General features: G+C 40.4%; 18 protein-coding genes. 8 read left to right on the top strand and 10 right to left on the bottom strand.

Translation table 11 applies throughout. From position 1 onward, the window contains the following. Positions 1-84 precede the first annotated feature (84 nt). The 3 genes from pbpC to LDB17_RS08605 are packed head-to-tail and all read right to left on the bottom strand — an operon-like array spanning position 85 to position 3414. Positions 85-2478, bottom strand: coding sequence for a penicillin-binding protein 1C (pbpC, locus tag LDB17_RS08615; protein WP_252637975.1), 2394 nt, complete (start codon positions 2476-2478; stop codon positions 85-87). Then, positions 2471-2989: a GNAT family N-acetyltransferase gene (locus LDB17_RS08610; RefSeq protein ID WP_252637974.1), complete on the bottom strand. Its 519-nt coding sequence runs from the start codon at positions 2987-2989 to the stop codon at positions 2471-2473. Before LDB17_RS08610 ends, pbpC begins: the two co-directional genes overlap by 8 nt. After that, positions 2986-3414, bottom strand: coding sequence for a C-GCAxxG-C-C family protein (locus LDB17_RS08605; protein WP_252637973.1), 429 nt, complete (start codon positions 3412-3414; stop codon positions 2986-2988). The genes LDB17_RS08610 and LDB17_RS08605 overlap by 4 nt, the downstream gene beginning before the upstream one ends. 99 nt (positions 3415-3513) lie before the next feature. Here LDB17_RS08605 and LDB17_RS08600 point away from each other — a divergent pair, with 99 nt between their 5' ends. The 6 genes from LDB17_RS08600 to LDB17_RS08575 all read left to right on the top strand — a co-directional run bounded on the left by LDB17_RS08600 (position 3514) and on the right by LDB17_RS08575 (position 8587). Next, positions 3514-4557: a lysylphosphatidylglycerol synthase transmembrane domain-containing protein gene (locus tag LDB17_RS08600; RefSeq protein WP_252637972.1), complete on the top strand. Its 1044-nt coding sequence runs from the start codon at positions 3514-3516 to the stop codon at positions 4555-4557. Positions 4558-4669: 112 nt separating this feature from the next. After that, complete coding sequence (locus LDB17_RS08595; RefSeq protein WP_252637971.1) at positions 4670-5098, top strand: DUF2147 domain-containing protein; 429 nt, start codon at positions 4670-4672, stop codon at positions 5096-5098. Between the two features lie 20 nt (positions 5099-5118). Beyond that, entirely contained in the window at positions 5119-6255 is a 1137-nt protein-coding gene (locus LDB17_RS08590; protein WP_252637969.1) for a glycerate kinase, read from the top strand. Positions 6256-6272: 17 nt separating this feature from the next. Further along, positions 6273-7091 carry an alpha/beta hydrolase family protein gene (locus LDB17_RS08585; protein WP_252637968.1) on the top strand — a complete coding sequence of 273 codons (819 nt, stop codon included), beginning with the start codon at positions 6273-6275 and terminating at the stop codon, positions 7089-7091. Positions 7092-7124: 33 nt separating this feature from the next. Further along, complete coding sequence (locus LDB17_RS08580) at positions 7125-7781, top strand: response regulator transcription factor (protein WP_252637967.1); 657 nt, start codon at positions 7125-7127, stop codon at positions 7779-7781. Positions 7782-8089: 308 nt separating this feature from the next. Further along, positions 8090-8587 carry a low molecular weight protein-tyrosine-phosphatase gene (locus LDB17_RS08575; protein ID WP_252637966.1) on the top strand — a complete coding sequence of 166 codons (498 nt, stop codon included), beginning with the start codon at positions 8090-8092 and terminating at the stop codon, positions 8585-8587. Here the strand turns inward: LDB17_RS08575 and LDB17_RS08570 are convergent, their stop codons facing one another. The 4 genes from LDB17_RS08570 to tatA form a co-directional block, all read right to left on the bottom strand. Further along, complete coding sequence (locus LDB17_RS08570; RefSeq protein ID WP_252637964.1) at positions 8588-9538, bottom strand: NAD(P)-dependent oxidoreductase; 951 nt, start codon at positions 9536-9538, stop codon at positions 8588-8590. Between the two features lie 10 nt (positions 9539-9548). Further along, a complete protein-coding gene (locus LDB17_RS08565) occupies positions 9549-10838 on the bottom strand; it encodes a hypothetical protein (protein ID WP_252637963.1) in 1290 nt (429 codons plus the stop codon). Positions 10839-10978: 140 nt separating this feature from the next. Continuing rightward, entirely contained in the window at positions 10979-11401 is a 423-nt protein-coding gene (locus LDB17_RS08560; RefSeq protein WP_135105535.1) for a hypothetical protein, read from the bottom strand. Positions 11402-11502: 101 nt separating this feature from the next. After that, positions 11503-11694 carry a twin-arginine translocase TatA/TatE family subunit gene (gene tatA / locus LDB17_RS08555; RefSeq protein ID WP_006841825.1) on the bottom strand — a complete coding sequence of 64 codons (192 nt, stop codon included), beginning with the start codon at positions 11692-11694 and terminating at the stop codon, positions 11503-11505. A gap of 253 nt (positions 11695-11947) precedes the next feature. On the opposite strand from tatA, the gene LDB17_RS08550 reads away from it, so the two are divergent. Then, the gene (locus tag LDB17_RS08550) at positions 11948-12556 is read left to right on the top strand and encodes a porin family protein (protein ID WP_252637961.1); all 609 of its coding nucleotides are present in this window, start codon (positions 11948-11950) and stop codon (positions 12554-12556) included. Between the two features lie 234 nt (positions 12557-12790). Here the strand turns inward: LDB17_RS08550 and LDB17_RS08545 are convergent, their stop codons facing one another. Continuing rightward, on the bottom strand, positions 12791-13510 hold the full coding sequence (locus LDB17_RS08545) for a DUF5131 family protein (protein WP_252637960.1): 720 nt from the start codon (positions 13508-13510) through the stop codon (positions 12791-12793). 115 nt (positions 13511-13625) lie between these two features. Between LDB17_RS08545 and ffh the strand changes: the two genes are divergently transcribed. Beyond that, on the top strand, positions 13626-14945 hold the full coding sequence (ffh, locus tag LDB17_RS08540; RefSeq protein WP_252637959.1) for a signal recognition particle protein: 1320 nt from the start codon (positions 13626-13628) through the stop codon (positions 14943-14945). Positions 14946-15018: 73 nt separating this feature from the next. Here the strand turns inward: ffh and trxB are convergent, their stop codons facing one another. Both trxB and LDB17_RS08530 read right to left on the bottom strand, forming a co-directional pair. After that, positions 15019-15960: a thioredoxin-disulfide reductase gene (gene trxB / locus LDB17_RS08535; protein WP_135105539.1), complete on the bottom strand. Its 942-nt coding sequence runs from the start codon at positions 15958-15960 to the stop codon at positions 15019-15021. Between the two features lie 113 nt (positions 15961-16073). Beyond that, a complete protein-coding gene (locus LDB17_RS08530; RefSeq protein ID WP_252637958.1) occupies positions 16074-16712 on the bottom strand; it encodes a LolA-like putative outer membrane lipoprotein chaperone in 639 nt (212 codons plus the stop codon). Between the last annotated feature and the right edge of the window lie 83 nt (positions 16713-16795).

The following is a 16795-nucleotide window of genomic DNA, read 5'->3' as shown; positions in this document are numbered from 1 at the left end:
ATATAAATGTTGCAAAAAATAAAATATTTTTCATTTTATTTTGTAACTGATTGTTGTATAATTATTTGCGATGTATTATTTTTTTTATTTTATTGTAAATTTTGTGGAAAGACTAGCTCCGGTATCGTCTACTACGGTCAAAGTATGCTCTCCTTTTTCGGGAATATATTCTTTTTTGTGAAAGATTTCAGTTTCTCCAATATATTGCCCATCGAGATGCCAGAACACACGGCTCTGAGGATTTCTGTGAGCCAGCTCAAATACAAGTTGTCCCGGAGAGCCATCCAACTGTTTCGGTAGCGAAATGAGGGCATTCGGAAAAGGATAAATGAACTCCATGGGTTTCACATCCGAATCTTTGATACATTCGGGAGAATATGGAGGTAGAGGACGATAAGAAGGGTGCTGCTCTTTGTAATACCATTCCCACGATGGCGGTAGAATGAACCATGATGTATGTACAATACCTCTGCTGCCTGCGCAGTTTTCGTAAACTTGATAACGCATATCCTCCGACAGGTGCACAAGTTTGTGATATGGGCATGGCTTTGCTTCCAGTCCTTTTTTACAAATCCACATCGTATCTATTTCTGTTTCGGGGCAATTCATGCTTTTCAAAAATCCACTTTCGTGGCATATCTCTGCTCTTACAAGATCTCGATCAGGTCTTTCGAACCAACGGCTTTGCGGTAATGAGCTGAATATGTCGAACATCACCATGCCCGCAGTACGAGCACCGGTTAGCCCGGGGCGTCCTTCTCCATCCGAATTTCCAACCCAGACTCCAACTACATATTTGGGATTTACACCCACAGCCCATCCGTCACGAAACCCAAAGCTGGTTCCCGTTTTCCACGCTATCTTTTGTATAGATGGTATCGACCGCCAATCTATTTCTTCGGGGCGGTTTAGGTTTGTCAGTGCATCGAATGTTTGCCAGATTGCTCCTGCCGAAAATAACGGATTCCTTATACGGTCGCCTTTCTCACCATTATTTTTATTCAGTATATAAGAGGGTTGACCCATTTCATAATATCTGCCGTCTTCGTTATAAAAGTTTAATTGCTGCGCCATATTCAAGTACATAGAGCTTATATCCCATAGTTTCCCTTCAGCACCACCTAATATAAGAGACAGACCATAATTGTCGGCAGAACGGTTGAGTGTAGTCATCCCCGCTTTTTTTAGCAGGTTATAGAATTTGGGTATGCTATAGTTGCGTAGAGATACGACAAACGGGACGTTTAGGGAGCGTGCAAGAGCTTCGGATGCATAAACGGCCCCATCGTATTGCAAGCTGAAGTTCTTGGGCGCAAACCCTCCTATATTGATCGGTATGTCGGGTAGGAGTTGATTGGGGAGTAATTCTCCCTCTTGCAACATAGCACAATAGAGAAAAGGCTTGAGTATACTGCCTGTACTGCGAGGAGCTTGTATGATGTCTACCTGATTGGCGGAGATATCTTTCTCGAAATCAACGTTCCCGCAATAGGCGACAACCTCATTCTTTTCTACATCGAAAACTATTGCTGCTATATTTTTAATTCCATTTTGGGCAAATTCTGCATTCCAGCGGTTAAGGATAGATTCTGTCTGTTCCTGTTGGTATTTATCTATCGTCGTTGTTATATGTTTACCTCCATCCTCTTTGTATATGCGGGTAACTAAGTGCGGTGTTATCTGGGGTAGTGCATAAGGCTGAAAGGGTAAGGGTTCGCCCACTGCCAGTTCGTAGTCTATTTTCTCTATAATACCTCGCTGATGAAGTGTTTCCAGTAACTTGTTTCTTTTGTTCAGAAGCTTATCTCTGTTTTTACCGAAGTGCATCAGGCTCGGAGAATTGGGGAGCACGGCGAGGGTTGCTGCTTCTGCCCATGATAGTGTTGCCGCTTGATGTCCGAAGTATCGCCACGATGCAGCGTCTATTCCTACCACGTTGCCTCCCATCGGAGCATGAGATGCATACAGATTGAGTATTTCGTCTTTGGAGTAGGAAAATTCGAGTCGTGTAGCCAATATCATCTCTATAAACTTCTCTCCGAATGTACGATTCTCTTTCCGAGACAGACGGATGGTTTGCATGGTGATAGTACTTGCCCCGCTGATAATTTTTCCGCTGCTGATATTCTGTTTTATAGCACGTGCTATTGCTAAAGGGTTTACTCCCCAATGTGCACGGAAGTGCTGGTCTTCGAACTCTATCAGGCAGATCTTATACTTTTCAGGGATGGAATCACTTGTCGGAAAACGCCATTGCTGATCATCTGCAATACGTGCGCCAAGTAGTTCTTCGTGTCTGTCGGATACAACTGTACTATATGGTACATGGAATAGGGGGAAAGGCAAACAAAATATATACCAGATAAGAAGAATGAGACAAATCGGAATACCTATTTGGTATTTCTTTTTTGCTCCTTTATACTTCTCCCATAAGCGGAAAATAAAAGCTTTGCTCTTTTGTATATATCGTTCAATCATGTATTCTTATAGCATATTTGTGTTCGATGCAATCTTCGCCTTTGCAAATAATCAGGGTTTCAAAGTCAGGAACTTTAACCATACCTAACGATTGCATCAACCTGACAGAAGGGATGTTTCTTGAATCGGTGATCCCTATTATTTCTTTTACATCTTTATTTTTAAGGAAATAACGAATAAGAATGCTCAATGATTCTCTTGCTAGCCCCATGCCCTGATACTCGGGCGAAATATTGCAACCCACTTCTGCTATATTTTCGCTAATCTTGAATGCACAATCACCTATCACTTTTCCCTGATACACGATAGCCAAGCCTATCCATTGGTCTTCTTCGTCTAAATCGGGATTACAGCATCGGCTAACAAAGTCTTTCGTTTGCTGCATTGTGAAAGGTTCCCAATATTGATATTTGGCAACTTCGGGTAACGAGCGATAATTGTATATGGTCTCAGTATCGGTTTCTAAGATTGCTCTTAGTTTTATTCTTTCCGAGTGTAGCGTAAAATTCATTTCTTTCTGATTAAATGTTCTTCGATAAGTTTGGCGGATAACTTAACGAACTTAGAACATCGTTTTTTACCATCGGCAGGTTCGGGTTCTTTCTCCAACTCGAGTAAGAGATTCTGACAGACGACTGATTTGTTTTCTTTCTTAAATTCACTCATTAGGTATTGTGCTTTATCGAATGAATATTGTTTTCCTTCCTGATCGTTGGCTTTTGCCGTTCCTGTCTCCAGTCCGGCTATCATTGTCATGGCGGATACAGCTCCGCACATTTCGCGAGTACCGGCCATTCCGCCTCCAAATGTACAGGATAGTTTCAGGGCTGTTTCAGGATCGATGCCATATATATCCGCATAAGCTGTAAAAACAGCTTGAGCGCAATTATAACCGCTGTTGAATAAAGCGATTGCTTTTTCTACTCTGTTTTGCATATCGTTCATTTGTTATTAAGAGTTCGGCTATGTAAATGTACGAAAGAAAAGAAAAAGACGAAATGTTTTCTTATTTTTGTACGTTTTCAGATTTTAAATATGGAAAAAGAATCTCAAGGATTTAGTATATGGAAGATATTGCTGCCTACCTTCATCGGTATAGGAGTTATCATATATATGCTTAGCCGCGAGTTTGACATGTCTGATCTCAAACAGATAACCATTACAGAACATACTGTATTCTGGATATGTATAGCCTTTTGTTTTATGCTGGGGCGTGATATCGGCTTTACAATTCGTTATCGCTATCTTACCGAAAAGCAATTGTCGTGGATACAATGTATCAAAGTCACTCTATTGGCTGAATTCGGTTCGGCAATAACACCTTCGGTAGTAGGAGGTTCTACAATGGCTGTTGTTTTCTTGACAAAAGAGAAAATCCCTGTCGGGCGAAGTACGGCAATGGTTTTTGTTACGTTGTTACTCGACGAAATGTACTTTGTTGTTACATTTCCTATTCTACTTCTTCTTATCCCTTTCGATACTTTGTTTTCCGACCATTCGGCTCTTGGTAACGGAGTGTTAGCTTTGTTTGCGGTCGCTTATCTCATAAAAATGGTTCTGTGTACACTGCTGATAATTGGGCTGTTTTTTAGACCTCAGGCAATACGCTGGCTTATTATTAAATTCTTTCGATTGCCTTTTTTGAGGCGATGGCACAAAAGTGCGGTGAAGGCGGGCGATGATCTCGTTATTAGTTCGAGGGAAATACGAGGAAAAGGCTTCTCTTTTTGGTGGCCTCTGATACTCGCTACCATTTTGTCTTGGGGTTCACGATACCTGGTAGTCAATGCTATCTTTATGGCTTTCTTTACTGTGCATGACAACCTGCTTATCTTTGCCCGCCAGTTTGTGATGTGGATTATGATGGTAGTAAGTCCTACACCCGGAGGAAGCGGTTTCAGTGAGTTTATCTTTAAAGAATACCTGAGCGAATTCATACCATTAGTAGGGGTTGTGCCGCTGATGATTCTTTTGTGGCGATTGCTTACTTATTATAATTACCTCTTGGTGGGGGCATTAATTGTTCCTCGCTGGGTGAAGAAATCTTTTGGAAAACAACAAGAAAAGGAAGAGAACTAAATCTCTTTACAATATTTATTATTTCAGACTTCACTTTTAGAAAGTTTCAAAATAAACTATTCTTTATTTTTGACTATTTTCGCAAACGAATAACCAATTAAAAAATTATTGTATGAAATTAAAACTAATATTGCTGTCGGCGTTCTTTATTTCTATCCTTACTGCAAATGCACAGTCTGTGGTTGGTAAATGGAAAACATTTGATGATGAAACCAAAGAAGCTAAATCGATTGTAGAAATCACCGAACGTGGCGGTAAAATCTATGGGAAAGTGATCGAGATACTCAATCCGGCAAAAAAAAATATAAAGTGTCAGAATTGTTCGGGGGCCGATAAAGACAAACCGGTTCTTGGTCTTGAGATTCTAAAAGGCTTATCTAAAGATGGCAAAGAATATAGTGACGGAAAGATACTCGACCCTTCGAATGGTAAATTGTATAAATGTACCGTATCGCTTGACGGAAACGATAAACTGAAAGTAAGAGGCTATGTCGGCATTTCGGCTTTTGGAAGGACGCAGGTCTGGACAAGAGTGAAGTAAATCTACGAAGTTGCTAATCTGTGAAAAACCCAATTTTTGTATTAGCTCCCGATTCATTTAAAGGTTCCATGACAGCCAAGCAAGTGTGTGATGCGATGGAAAGAGGTATAAAAAGAATCTACCCCGAAGCAATATGCACGAAAATACCAATGGCAGATGGAGGAGAGGGAATTGTGCAATCTTTGGTAGATGCTACCGACGGTAAGATATATGAAGAGCGTGTAACAGATCCGTTAGGAGGTATTGTTTCTGCCAAATATGGAATTCTGGGAGACGGATCTACTGCCGTTATTGAGATGGCATCGGCAAGCGGGCTCTACTTGATAGATAAGGGTAGCCGCAATCCACTTGTGACTACTACATACGGCACAGGTGAGTTGGTTAAGGCATGCCTCAGTAGAGGCGTAACAAAAATAATATTGGGAATAGGAGGTAGCGCTACCAACGATGGTGGCGCAGGCTTCGCCCAAGCGTTAGGGGTCAGATTTCTTGATAAAGAAAATAAAGATCTGCCGTTTGGCGGATTAGCTCTCCGAGAACTGGATAGGATAGATCTTTCGTCTATAGATAAGCGATTACAAGATATAGATATTGAGGCAGCCTGTGATGTATCCAATCCTTTGTGTGGAGAAAACGGAGCCTCTTTTGTTTTCGCACCGCAGAAAGGAGCTACTGCGGAAATGGTAAGTGCGCTGGACGATGCCTTGCTACACTATGCAGAAGTGATCAAAAATCAACTGGGCAGAGACGTGAAAGATGTCCCGGGAGCCGGTGCCGCCGGAGGTCTCGGAGCCGGATTGCTAACGTTTACAAATGCACGTTTGCAGAAAGGGATCGATATTGTAATTGACTATACCGATCTTAAAGCTGCTATAAAAAAGGCTGATGTAGTATTTACGGGTGAAGGTAAAATCGATTCTCAAACCCAATATGGGAAAACCCCTTATGGTGTCGCTCAACTAGCACGAGCGGAAGGGAAAAAAGTAATAGCTATTGCAGGAGATCTGGAAAAAGGAGCACAGGAGTTATATGCTTGTGTCTTTGATTTTATAATTCCCATTAAACCTGAAAATGTTTCCCTGGACGAATCGATGAAAAGAGGAGAGGAGTATGTAGAGCAGGCTATTGCAGATTTCTTGACGAAGCATGAATTATAATTATTGACTAAAATATTATGAAAAAACAAGCTGTTTTATTTTTACTTGCAATCTTTGCTTTGTGTTCTGTACAGGCTCAGACTGTGGATACAATTGAGGTATTCAGTCCTAAAATGAACCGAAGTATTAAAAATGTGATAATTCTTCCTGATGGATATAAGAAGGATGGTACGGTTAAATACCCTGTACTGTATCTTCTGCATGGCTACTCAGGACGTTATGATTCGTGGGTGTCGCTCAAACCAACACTACCGCAAGATGCTACCCGATTGGGGATGATCGTTGTTTGTCCCGATGGACAAAATAGTTGGTATTGGGATAGCCCTATCGATCCTAAGTTTCAGTTTGAGACCTATGTGAGCAAAGAATTGGTGCAGTATATCGACCAAAATTATAAAACAATAACTTCACCCAAAGGCCGTGCGATAACAGGGCTTAGCATGGGTGGTCATGGAGGTTTGTGGCTAGGTATAAATCATCCTGATGTTTTTGGTGCGTGCGGGTCGATGAGTGGAGGTTTAGATATTCGCCCTTTCCCAAACAACTGGGATATGAAGCTGCGTATAGGTTCGTATAAAGAGAACTCCGAATTGTGGGATAGCCATACGGTAATCAATCAATTGGATAAGATAGAACCGGGCTCGTTATCTATTATTTTCGATTGCGGAACAGACGACTTTTTCTATCAGGTAAACGAGCAATTGCACAAAGAAATGGTATATCGAAATATCAAGCATGATTATATCGTTCGTCCGGGAGGACATACAGGAGAATACTGGAATAATGCAATTGATTATCAAATGCTATTTTTTTATAAGTTTTTTAAGCAGAAATAGCTAACTTTACTGTTCTTTGCATCAAATGACTAAATGGAACAGAAAGATGTTATAATCGTAGACCGGCAAGGTATAACCCGTATCGGGATGGAGACGCTGGTAGGTGAGACAAAAAAAGCCTCTTCGGTACTTTTCACGGAAAGTAAATCCGAACTGGTAAGATTGTTGAGCTCTCACCCCGAAGCCGTTGTGATACTGGATTATACCCTGTCTGATTTTATAAGCGTAGATGACTTGCTGAATGTAGGTTATCGTTTTTCGCATGTAAACTGGTTGTTATTCTCCGAAGAACTGAGCTATGACTTCCTGCGCAGATTGACATCTACGAGCGAAGCATACAGTATTGTTCTCAAGTCGTCGGGACTCGATGAAATAAATATTGCGCTGGCTCATGTATTAAGGGGCGAACGTTTTATTTGTGCAAGGGTTGCCAACCAATTACTGCAAGCACAGAAAGCACCTACCGATACTGTGGATCATATACTGACCTCTACAGAAAAAGAAATACTGAAAGAAATAGCCATAGGGCGTACTACAAAAGAAATTGCGGCGAATCGCAATCTTAGCTTTCATACTATCATTACCCACCGTAAGAATATCTTCCGCAAGCTGGAGATAAATAATGTGCACGAAGCAACGAAATATGCGATGCGTGCAGGGCTGATTGATATGGCAGAGTATTATATATGATTCTCAGATAATAATTTATTCATACACTCTTTTTGTTCATATTACTCCTTTGTCATTCTGAACGGAGTGAAGAATCTCGGTGCTATAAAGAGTCGGGATGCTTCGTCACCTCAGCATGACAAAGAGAATATATGGGCACTAAGCTTTTTTGATTACTCAATATTAACAGGATTTACATATCAATTTCCGAACGAAATTTATCTGTAAGATGTTCTAAAAAAGTGCTCTAATTAGGGTACTAACTAAATAGTTATATCTTTGTATAAATCGTTATTAATCGATTAATATAAACCAAAACGAAAAAATAAATGCAAAATATTGACAATCAAAAGGAATATAAAGTCCTCTTCGTCTGTTTAGGAAATATCTGCCGCTCTCCTGCTGCGGAAGGAATTTTCAAAACGATGGTAAAAGAGCAGGGGTTAACTGATAAGATTGCGGTTGATTCGGCGGGAACGTCAGGATATCATATCGATGAATTGCCCGACTTACGAATGAGAAAACATGCAACTCGGAGAGGGTATACGCTGGATTCTTTGTCTCGTAAGTTCACGGTGAACGACTTCGATAATTTTGATCTTATCTTGGTGATGGACGACAACAATCATCGTGATGTAATGCGACTGGCACCCGACTTGGAATCGGAAAAGAAGGTATACCGTATGATGGATTTTTCGCAAGACTTTGTACACGATCACGTACCCGATCCTTACTACTCGGGCGCTGATGGCTTCGAGCTGGTTCTCGATCTGCTGGAAGATTCTTGCGATGGGCTGCTGAATAAAATAAAGAAAGGTGAATTGTAACTAATTCACCTTATCTATTTGTCCTCCCTCGAAGAAATTGATTATATTTTTTACCACTTCGTGAGCCATATCTCGTCGTGCGCTATAAGTGCCTGTTCCGGCATGAGGAGACAGAATGGCATTATCCAATTCCAATAGTTCAGGGTGAATCTTAGGCTCTTTTTCGAACACATCAAGACCCGCCGCATATATTTCTCCTATTTTCAAGGCTGTGGCAAGAGCTTTCTCGTCTACCAGTTGCCCACGGGCAGTATTGATAAGTATAGCACTGTTTTTCATTTTCTTGAATTCGGCTTCTCCCATCAGGTGATAAGTCTCGGCTGTGGCAGGTGCGTTAAGCGATACCACGTCCGACTCTTTGAGGAGTGTGTCGAAATCTACATAGGTGGCGTTATACTTCTCTTCAATGTCTTTTGGCAGCCTGTTTCTATTATGATAAATGATGTTCATGCCCGATGCTAAGGCTCTGCGTGCAACCGCCTGCCCGATACGCCCCATGCCATATATACCAAGCGTTTGCCCATAAAGCGAAACACCCAAATCTCCATATATACTCCAATCGAGTCTGACGCCTGAGTGCAGCTTGTGATTGTAATAAGCTACTTTACGTGCTGTTGCCATCATCAGGGCAAAGCACAACTCGGCTGTGGGTTCTAGTACCGATTGGGGAGTATTGGTTACGGCAATGCCTTTCGAGGCTGCGTATTCCACATCTATATTGTTATACCCTACGCCATAGTTGGCTATCAGTTTTAGGTTTTTTGCCTTATCTATAATCTCTGCATCTGTCTGAAACGAAAAATTAGGGACGAATACGTCTATGTCGGATATCCGTTCCAAAATTTCATCTTTTGTGAACAGCTTGTTTTCGGGGTATATAATGATAAACTTTCCTTCAAGTCCGGCAAAATCTTCCCGCTTGAAATTATGCCCCATCAATATCTTTTTCATCTTAATGTTTTTAATCTTTTTTCAAACCAAAGTTTCCGTTTGTAATAACTACTGAGTACCCTTTGTTTAGCTCTAACGTCCAACCATTCCCCGATAATTTATATCCATCCATATTAGTCGGGTTTGTTATTGTGATTGTTTTCCAATCCGAACTTACTAATGCTCCATCGGTAACTGTTAATGTACCCCATTCATCTATAACTCTAACGTTAGGATATACAGTCCCTTTATTTTCAAGAGGCATAATGTTACGTGGGTCAAAGTTTATCCTCATCTTTTCCAATTTTATTTCGAAATGAGGCTGTTCGATAAATTTGGATTTGTATTCTACTATAAGTTTCTGAATTTTTTCTTCGCGGATGACCTCTTCATTTGTAATCTCCGTGCCATTATATGAGTTCGCAATTTGGCTCACGACATCCTTCAAACTTGAAGGAATTTTCACTTGAAAAGCATCAATAAGAAAATTACTGAGATTGGTATTATCATTTATACTTCTGTTCCAACCTTGCTTCCTCTTATCCAATAAATAACCATAGGCAGGGATCGTCTGATAGGCGAAAGAGCGTACAAAAGTGGGGTTTTTCATAGATCTATCAATATTCTTCACAAAGTGTTCTCCCTTTTGTTTTTCGGGTCTTTCACAACTTGCTTCGCCTGTATATTCGGCAAGGCCTTCATTGAGCTCTAGTTTATTTTCCTCGGTATCCGCCTCGGAGAAAAGAGATTGCCTGTATTTTCTGAATATGAATGCATTCGTCACATGCTCATTAATCTGGGATGTTGTCGATGCCGAAACTGCTTTTTTAAGAGCCTCTAATTCTAATCGCAAGTATATCCGGCCATCTCTACTGTCAAGATGAGCACAGTTGCCATTACTTTGGCTAAATCCCAGTTCCGGTTGCACAACATGGAACCGTTCATGAAGCAATAAACTTATTCGATCATATTTATTTTCGGGCAAAGGCAGCATCACTGTAGCCCAATCTGTTCCGTTCCATCGGATAGAAGTGTTAGCGATATTTTCCTTTTTGGAGAAAATTCCGGTATAGATATGATTGTCTTGTTTTAGTTCGCCTAACGAGTCTTGTACATTCGCATAGATTTCTTTCGTTGCCGGATTAATCAACATTATAGGACCAAAGATATTTTTACCCCAAAGGTTCTTACTTTTCTTTGCAGCAACTTCCGCTTCCTTAAAGTATACATTCACCTCATCGGTGCGTAAAGCCATTTTCTCTTGACCGAAAGAGCCTAGAGAAACAAACATTAAGATGATAAATAATATTCTTCTGCCCATTTTATACAGTAATTAAGTCGTTGGTAAAAAATAATGACGTATTTCTTGTATTGAAAGATCTCTGTGTGACACTTTTTACTCTGTGGTAAAAGAAGGGAAATGAGAATACGAGAGTAATTCCTTTTTATAACTTGCTTTATTTATAAAACACCCGAATCCACCAGTATTTCTCTTATTCGAACCCAATCTATATAGGGCCTATCAGATGTGGGATCATCTAGAACAAGTGGGCAACCCAGAGCCGCATCATCTATGTAAAGATGTCCATAGGCCTTGGGCGATGATGTCCAAAACCGTTGAGTCGGATTTTTTTGGATGCCATACAAAGGTATGCCATTATCTTCAAACCATTTTACGGCTTCTGTCAGTACGTTTTCTTCAACGATGACCTCCTCGCCATTTATTTTTTTCTTCTTTTTGCGGTCGCTGCGCATCGTAAAGAGTATCAGCCGATGACCCTTATCCGTTAGTTCTTTCAAAACAGGGATTGCGCCAATATCTTTTCCTATATTCGGGAACTCATGTGTTACACATGTCCCGTCAAAATCTATACATATATCCATATTACTTAAAACAGAAATAAAACGCTTTTGTTTACAAATCGAAAAACCCGGATTATAACTAATCCGGGCCTATATCAAAAGAATAATTTTCTGAGAAATTATTACTTGTTTTCAGAAGTTCCGTTTATATCGTCTTCAAGGCCATTTACACCATCTTTGAAGCTTTTTACTCCTTTACCCAATCCTTTCATGAGTTCAGGAATTTTCTTTCCTCCAAACAATAGTAAAACAACAATGGCAATGATGATGATTTCTCCGGTTCCTAAGTTTCCTAAAAATAAAAGAGTGTTCATCTAGCTATTAATTTATATCGTTATACATTTAGATTGCTAAAGTAGTCAGAATAAAATTATTCTTGATAACTTTTTACATCTTTTAAATAAAGGTTTTATTATACTGGGGTAACGAAGTTCGTCGGCTTCTTTTACCGTATACATCATAAAAAACTTACTGCTAATGAAGCTTTCTTTAGATCCGATTTTTTGTCAAATAGAATTATTTGTCTAATTTAGGGTGCTTAAGAACCAGAACTAATTTATTAATATTATGAGAATTATTAAAATTTCTTTTGCTTTGCTTGTTGCTTTGGTAGCAAGCGTTAGTATGTTTGCACAATTGCCTGTATCTCTAGGAGTAAAGGCCGGAATGAATTTGTCCGAGTTGCAAAATGTAGATGATGATAATAAGGTTGGTTTCAATATTGGGCTAACTGCCGAGCTTGCATTGCCAAGTAGTTTTTATTTGATGTCGGGACTTGAGTTTACAACGAAAGGAACCAAAGGTAAAAATGTACCAGTTAATGTTTCCGGCACGAAGGATAAAGTTACCTATAATTCGATGTATATTCAATTGCCTATACATGCCGGATATAAACTGGATTTAACACCCGGCACTAAACTCGTATTCCGTGCAGGGCCGTATTTGGCTTATGGAGTAGGCGGAAAAATAAAATCGGATGCAAAACAATTTGAAGATCAGGATTTCTTTGGGGATGATACCAATCGTTTCGATTTTGGAATTGGCGGAGCTGTAGGTGTTGAATTTTTAAATAAAATAAATGTTAGCCTTGGTGCCGATCATGGATTAACCAAAGTATTTAAAGATACTAAAATCAAAAATCGGGCTGCATATATCAGTGTAGGATATAAATTCTGATCCGTTCTATTGTAAGCTTATTAAGAACTATCTGTCTTGATTTACTTTTTGCATTTTCAGCTATAAAGTTTATCTAATAAGAGAGAGTTCTTTGATATAACAGGGTGACAAAAGGTGACATTTTACAACATGCTTAAAAGTGTCACTTTTGTCACTTTTTGATTGTAAATGGTTGATATATAATGAATAAATTTTTCGCTAAATTGTCACTTTTTAGGCTTTTGTCGATACTTTTTACGGTTTATAGTTGATCCCGGCTTTGCGTGCTTGGGCATGTTGCAGTCTTCTGGGAACATTATAGAGCCTGCCATCTTTTATCAGTCGCGAACCGGTTTGCTTAAACCAGAATGATATGTTATTTGCTATACATAGTTCGTGCAGTTCCATGATCCAGTCGAAATTGCAAGGGCGTGCATCTTGACCCGATTCGCCTCCGGCTGTAATATGCTCTACCCATGACCCGATGTAAGGGTTCAGGTCTATCCTTTCCAAGAGAGGTTCGCATATAATCATTTTGTGCTTGATGGGAGCAGCTTTGTAAATAGGCAGCCTGTAGTCAGCTCTATCCTGATTCTCTACCGTGCAGCAAATGGTGACATTGTCGTAGCCATCGCCCCAGTCGTCGGGTAGTCCTACTGTCAGTTGGTCGATGCGTTTGGTTATCATCAGAAAGGTTAGGTCGCTCCGTTCTCGTATCATTCGCCATGCTTCGGGACGCCATTGATCTGCGTCTTTGTTGAAGAAGCCGGATGTGAAGCAGGTGTATACTTCTGTGCCGGATGGTATTTTGTATTCTCCGTTTCTCTTTTTCCGGATGGGTACATCGAAGTTTTTTGTTTGGGTTACAACTGTGCTGTCTATGCCTCGTCTTGCATCACCACGATACACATAGCAGTGTTTGCAACCTTCGCTTATCTTGTGACAGCCGTGCCACGGATTCCATAGTGCTGACATAATCATTCTTTGTGACTTCAAATATAAGAAAAGCATAGTGAGTTTTTCACTTTATACCAAAAGTTTATATCTTTGTGCACCCATGTAAATTGATTATAAATAACAACCATATAATATGTTCGAAAGTTTAAGTAATAGATTAGAGCGCTCGTTTAAGATACTGAAGGGTGAAGGTAAAATCACCGAAATAAATGTTGCGGAAACCCTAAAGGATGTTCGCCGTGCTTTATTAGATGCCGACGTAAACTATAAGACAGCAAAACAGTTTACCGAGACTGTGAAGGAAAAGGCAATGGGGCAGAATGTGCTTACTGCCGTTAAGCCTGAGCAATTGATGGTGAAGATAGTTCATGATGAACTTGCTGCCTTGATGGGTGGAACCGCTACAGATGTTCATCTGAAAAGCAATCCGGCTGTAATCCTTATGTCGGGTCTTCAGGGTTCGGGTAAGACTACTTTCTCAGGAAAGCTTGCCAAGATGCTGAAGTCTAAGAAAGGTAAGAATCCGTTGCTTGTAGCCGGAGACGTTTACCGTCCTGCTGCGATCGAACAGTTGAAGATATTAGGAGAGCAAATCGAAGTCCCTGTATATTGGGAAGAGGGAAGTAAGAACCCGGTACAGATTGCTCAAAATGCAATTAAGCATGCAAAGCAAAATGGCAATGACCTTGTTATTGTCGATACCGCCGGTCGTTTGGCTATCGATGAGGAGATGATGAAAGAGATCACAGCGATTAAGGATGCTGTGAAACCTGACGAAATTCTCTTTGTAGTAGACTCCATGACAGGACAGGATGCGGTGAACACAGCAAAAGAATTTAATGACAGGCTCAACTTCGACGGGGTAGTGCTTACCAAGCTAGATGGTGATACGCGTGGTGGTGCTGCGCTTTCTATCCGTTCGGTTGTAGACAAGCCGATCAAGTTTGTGGGTACAGGCGAAAAGATGGACGCATTGGATGTATTCCACCCTGAGCGTATGGCAGACCGTATATTGGGCATGGGTGACATCGTTTCGCTCGTAGAAAGAGCACAGGAGCAATACGATGAGGAAGAAGCTCGTCGCCTACAAAAGAAAATAGCAAAGAACCAGTTTGACTTCAACGACTTTATCGGACAGATACAGCAAATCAAAAAGATGGGTAATCTGAAGGATTTGGCGTCTATGATTCCGGGAGTTGGTAAGGCTATTAAAGATATGGATATTGATGATGATGCTTTCAAGAGTATCGAAGCTATCATTTATTCGATGACACCCAAAGAGCGTTCAACTCCTGAAATCCTGAACGGAAGTCGCCGTGAGCGTATCGCTAAAGGTAGCGGAACATCTATCCAAGAGGTGAATAAGCTTATCAAGCAGTTTGACCAAACTCGTAAGATGATGAAGATGATGACTCAGATGAAAGGTGGCAAAATGCCGAATATGAGAAGGTAATTCTTTATAGAACGATATAAAAAGAAAATCCGAATCGTATGATCCGGATTTTCTTTTTTAGTATATAGATGCCTTACAGGCCTTTTTCGCTTAAGTATCTTTCTGCTTCTATCGCAGCTTGACAACCACTTCCGGCAGCTGTAATAGCTTGACGATATATAGGGTCGGCTACGTCTCCTGCGGCAAAAACGCCTTCTACTCCTGTTTTCGGAGTACCTGGTGTTGTGATAATATATCCTACAGGGTCGAGGTTAAGCTGCGCCTTGAATATGTCCGTATTAGGCTTGTGTCCTATAGCAAGGAAGAATCCGTCGATCTTGATATCGAACTTTTCTTCGTTTGGTTCACCGAGGTGTCTTACTACATGTACTCCTTCTACGCCATTTTCGCCAAAAAGTCCTGTCGCGTTGCATTCGAATAAGATCTCTATCTTAGGATTTTGCATAGCTCTGTCTTGCATCACCTTCGATGCACGCAGATGTGCTTTACGTACAATCAGATACACTTTTTCGGCTAGTCCTGCCAGATAGATTGCTTCTTCACAAGCAGTGTCTCCACCACCAACAACAGCTACAACCTTCTTGCGATAGAAGAATCCGTCGCATGTAGCACACGCAGAAACTCCCATGCCTGCATATTTAGTTTCGTCTGATAGACCTAAGTATTTGGCACTGGCTCCTGTTGCTATAATAACAGTATCTGCTTCAATCACTTTTTCGCCATCGATAGTCACTTTGTGCGGATGAGAAGAGAAGTCTGCTGCTGTAGCTATACCAAAGCGTATATCAGCGCCAAAGCGTGTAGCCTGCTTCTTTAGGTCTTCCATCAGTTCGGGGCCGGTAATACCTTCAGGGTATCCCGGGAAGTTTTCAACCTCGGTAGTTGTTGTTAATTGTCCTCCGGGTTGTATTCCTTCATATAGTACCGGAGAAAGATTTGCTCTCGACGCATAAATAGCTGCAGTGTATCCCGCAGGTCCTGAGCCAATAATGAGGCAACGTACTTTTTCGTTCATGTCTTATATTTTTATATGTTTTGTTTATATTTTATACAAATATATAGAATTTGCTTATATCTTCAAAGGTTATTCGGTTCGTATTTTCTATGTAATGATAAACACAATCTATGTTATCTAAGGTCTACTATTTCTGCATTAGGATAATCTTTCTTATTGAAAGAAAAAGTAGCATCGGGAATATTAGTTCCTGTTTGATAGCTTTTTATAGATAAGATATTTTGTATGCCGGCTTTATCTGTCAGTGTGATCTTTGAGAATACATTGCTGGCTTTATCTATTTGTACCAGTATTTTGGTGATGTCTGCATTCTTCTTTTGGGGAATCAGTTCTATCTCCAAAACAGTTTTTCCTCCTATTCTTTTTTCTCCTTTGTAGGATAGATTATAGCCTTTCTTATAAATACTGAAAAGCATAGAAGGGCTTATTCCTTGTAGCTCTGCACCTGTAGGATTGCTGATGTTTACCTCTTCAGTATCTTTTACATACACCCATTGTGTTTTACCGTCGAACCAAGTAATAGCATCGGGGATTTCTATCTTGAACTTGTCTCCCTTCATATAAGCCTTGCCATCGTAGCTATATACCAGTTTAGCCTTCGTGTCTTTAGAGTCTAAAGTAAAGCTTGCTACAACCCCTCCGGCTTTGTTGTATGTTTCGGCGGCTTTATCTAAGATCGAGCGTGCATCTTGTGCAGAAATGCTCAATGTGAATACTAAGAGTGATATAAGGGAAAGTAACTTTGTTTTCATCTTTGGTTATATTGTTTAGCTTCTTTGACTTTGTTATTCATTAAAGGTTTAAATATTAAACTTGGCTAGTCTTTTTTCCGGCA

The sequence above is a fragment of the Dysgonomonas sp. Shenzhen-Wh21 genome, assembly GCF_043392705.1.
In the GTDB taxonomy this organism is placed as follows: Bacteria; Bacteroidota; Bacteroidia; order Bacteroidales; family Dysgonomonadaceae; genus Dysgonomonas.
This window is presented reverse-complemented; position numbering and strand designations above follow the sequence as displayed.